The organism is Microcoleus sp. S13_B4, from assembly GCF_036700885.1.
Classification (GTDB): domain Bacteria; phylum Cyanobacteriota; class Cyanobacteriia; order Cyanobacteriales; family Microcoleaceae; genus Microcoleus.
On record NZ_JAUBPU010000121.1, the window covers coordinates 1 to 3,752 of the forward strand.

At 50.0% G+C, this 3,752-nt stretch carries 2 protein-coding genes; both read right to left on the reverse strand.

Features of this window, described 5'->3' with window-relative positions; genetic code table 11:
• Positions 1–129 precede the first annotated feature (129 nt).
• Positions 130–363 carry a hypothetical protein gene (locus QT994_RS27310; RefSeq protein WP_333180220.1) on the reverse strand — a complete coding sequence of 78 codons (234 nt, stop codon included), beginning with the start codon at positions 361–363 and terminating at the stop codon, positions 130–132.
• Positions 364–473: 110 nt separating this feature from the next.
• On the reverse strand, positions 474–3,752 hold a 3,279-nt coding region (locus QT994_RS27315; RefSeq protein ID WP_333180223.1), incomplete at its 5' end, for a DUF3854 domain-containing protein.

Consider the following 3,752-nt stretch of genomic DNA (forward strand, 5'->3'; position numbering starts at 1 on the left):
TTATTGATTCGGTACTGAGACTCAGAATCACGCCTTCAACGAATTCTTTGACTTGCTCGCTCGCTTGCCGTTTCTCGCGTTGAGAGGGTGTAATTTCAGGAAGTTGATAGGCGGCCACCAGTCGCTGATTTAGGCGGTCAATTCCTCCCGCAACTCCCCCACATCGGGCGGTTCCTGTTCGTACTCAGCTCTTCTTTGGAACACTATCCGCGAAGATTCTAAATTTTCAAGTTTTCGGTTTGCGGTGGCGATTGCGAGTTTCGCCTGCGATATTTGATGTTCGCGGTTGTTCATGATGCGATTGATGGCGGCTTCTCTCGACGGTGCGAGTCGCGAACAGATAAGTCTGCTGGAATTCGACAAATGTTTTCATGGGAATAACTCACTTACTTGGAGTGAAGCTGACTAAGAGCCAAGATCGATATAGAGAGACGAAAGCCTAGACTGGACAAGGCTCGCAGTGTGTTCTTGGATTAAGCCCAATCTTCAGATTCGGGCGAAAATCTCCTGTCGGAGTCTGAAAGCGGCTTGAAATCTGGCAGCAAATCAAGCTGATGCGCTTCAGTATCTGCTGTGAAGATTGGCAACTCCTGTTCTGGCTCTGACTCCGACGGGGCAATCGGCACAGATGACTGTTCTAGCGCCGGCCTCAGTATTGGCTCTCCTTGGGTCACTCCTTGGGTCACTGCTTCTGTTGTCGGCTGTTCCCACTCCCGCTTCGAGAGTTCGATTGGGGCAGATAGAGTTTTTGCCTCGGACTCGACCGGGGCGGGGGTGTGAGGTAACTGTTTCGGCTGAGGCTGAGCTTCTAACTCAGCTAGTAGCGCTTTAAATACAGTTCGCTCACTCGCCGTCAACGCTCCCCAAACTTTTTTTCGGTTAGCGAAACCTTTGTCGCAAGTTTCCGTGAGACATTTTTTCACGGCATCGGTAACTAGGGGGTCTGATTGTGTAACCGCGAACCGCATCAGGTTAACGAGTTCTAGTTCCTCTTCGTTGAGATTTGAGTCGCTCGCGAACTCTGAAACCAAGTAACGCCCGTTAAGGTTGAATTGTTTTTTAGGTTTACCTCCAATGACTGAAATCTCGCGGTCAAGCTCAATCCGGCATAGCCCATCGCTCCACACCTTAACTACGGTGGCCCGCTCGTCTATATATTCTTGAGCTCCGGGATACTGGGTCGAAACTTTTACTTGCTCGCCGACATTCCAATTCACCATCGGGACGCTCGGCGGCTCTGTTGGTTCGGTTGGCTCTATTGGTTTGGATTCCAGAGGGGCGATCGTCCCTGGCTCGGATAGCTGAGGGTTGTTACAAGTTTTTGAGCTGTTACAGGATTTTGCTGAGGACTCAAAAGTGGGTGTAACAGTTGTGGTTACAGGAGTTACATCAGTTAAGGATTCACCTTCAGCCGTGTTATTAAGATCATCTGTGATCTCGTATGATGAGGTCTTTTCATGTTGGCTACTTTCATCCTGTAACGCTGTAACGTCTGTAACCATGCGGGTTGTAGGGTTTTTAGATGTTGTAACAATTTCAGAATTGCTTGTAACGTCTGTAACCACAACGGTTTGAGCTATTTGAGAATGTGCTGGAATTTCTGCAATCGCTGAAGTGCCTGTAACCGTGCGGGTTTGAGTTAATTCTTGCAATCCGCCATCAGCACAAATAGTTTTGATGCAAGCCCAGTTCGGGATATGGGGGCGGTTGCTGCCATTTTCATCCTCCGCGACTGCTACATCAACAAAGCACGGTAAAATCTGAAGTCCCCGCCACTGAGCCGGAATGCGCTTGATTTTGTCGCCTTCTCGCACAACCTCGGAAGCTCGCCAGTGATTTGACAATACTCGCTGCAAGTGGTGAACGAATTTGTTGTAACCGCTTGGCGAGAGATTGTGGGCTTTGCAATATGCCGCGTACCAACTGTGCAGATCACTACCGACGTAACTATCGCCACCCGATCTCAAACAGCGATCTACAAAAGAGCGAACGCTATCCCCTAGAATTGCGCCGTCTTGTTTGAGCGCGACAATTGACGGGTTGGTTGATGGTACGAGCAAAATGCGATTGCGTTCTGTCTTGTCCATTGATAGCGCCCAACCAGCGATCTCACCCAGCTCTGCCGATAGTTTGCGGCCTAGCTCCGGATCTTCGATGCTTGCCGTTCGGGCGCGGGTTTGCAACGGAATGCAGCGCCTGTCCCAACCATCGCCACTGTTCTCCGTTTGGATGTGTTCGACGGAGGCGATCGCAAATCGCACGTTCCATTTTTTTTGGTAAGCCGATGCCGAAAATAGCGCCCGTCCCGAAATGCCGCCGTTGTCCACCAACTCGTAAAAAGCTTTGAGTCCGCTCAGAAATCCGCCAGCGTCGGGGATGTAAAACAAGGATTTACCAGTTAATAGCTGATGCCGGCCTTCAGGTTTTGTCAGTTCGGTCAAGCTATTGGAACTGACGCTGTTTTCTTCGCCAAGTAAGTTTGCCCAAGTCCTGAGCATCACGCCTTTCCCGCTACCGCTATCCCCAATCAAGTAAGCAAACTTCCCGTAAGGTGCGGTTGGGTCTAAGTACATCGAAGTCAAGGCTCTGATGACCTCTACCTGTTCGGCACCGTAGGCAGAAAGTATGAATTTCTTAAATTCCTGCGGACATTCTGACCCCGGAACATAATCGCATGGCGAACAGGAAAGCAGGTAATGTTCCTTGTCGTGTGGGAACAGTTCGCCAGTCCTCAAATCTACAGTGCCGTTGGAGAATGATTTGAGGTGGTTCCGAGAAGTGTCAACCTTCTGGTGCAGCACCTTCCGGCAATATTTAAAAGCCGAATCTAAGAATTTGTTGGTGCCGAACTTAAACTTTTTGCCGACTTCTGCTGTTTCGTAGCAATTCTCGGTAAAGTCGCCGATGAGTTTGTTTACGTCCGCTTCATCTTGGAACTGCCAATAGCGCCCGTTCCATTGGTAGAAAGCATCATTGATGACTATCCAATCATCTCCGAATAAATTCTTGAGGCAGTGTACCTCAAACGTTGTGGACTTGGGGACGAGGTATCTGTCTCTAGTTCCACCGCTGCCACCGTCGCCTCCAAAGGTTTTTGATTCCCAGTCCTTAAAAGTAACGGACGCGGCCAGCACTTTTCTAAAAGCTTCAATGCTCTTTCGTTGAATGAAATCGTCCATGCCTTTGGTTTCGCCTTCGGTGCCCGCATCCCAACCTCCAGTTGCACTGTAGACCGGAACGTCGAACTTGAGCAACACAAGACCGAGTTTCCGCTGTTCCCAGGTGACGTTTGGGTTGGTGGCGGCGTCGGCATCGAAGCCAAAGATAAACCCGAAGCCGGCACGGGCGTACTTTTCTAAAGTTTCGACCAAGTAGCGCTTGCCTTGAATGTCTCCTTTTTTAGAGGTTAGACCCATTGAAACGCCCAGCAGTGCAATAGTTGGGATGTCGTTAGCGCACCCGGCGATTCCTTTGAACGGGCCTTCAGTGAGGACAATGCACGGATGGTCGTTGATGCGGTAGCAGTGCTGCTTGAGATTTTCTGGCTCCCAGTAGTTTTTGTCGGTGGGATGCTGGGGCAAGAATGCGTCGTATTCTCCCACTGGTGTGCGATATTTGGGCGCTTTTTTGCAGCTTTCTGATTTCCAAGGCTTGTCCGGTCTGAATTGGAATTGCGTTGTTTTTCCCACAAACAGGATACCGCCAGACTTCGCCGCGTAGCCCAAGTAAACTGATGCCTCATCCGCAGATAC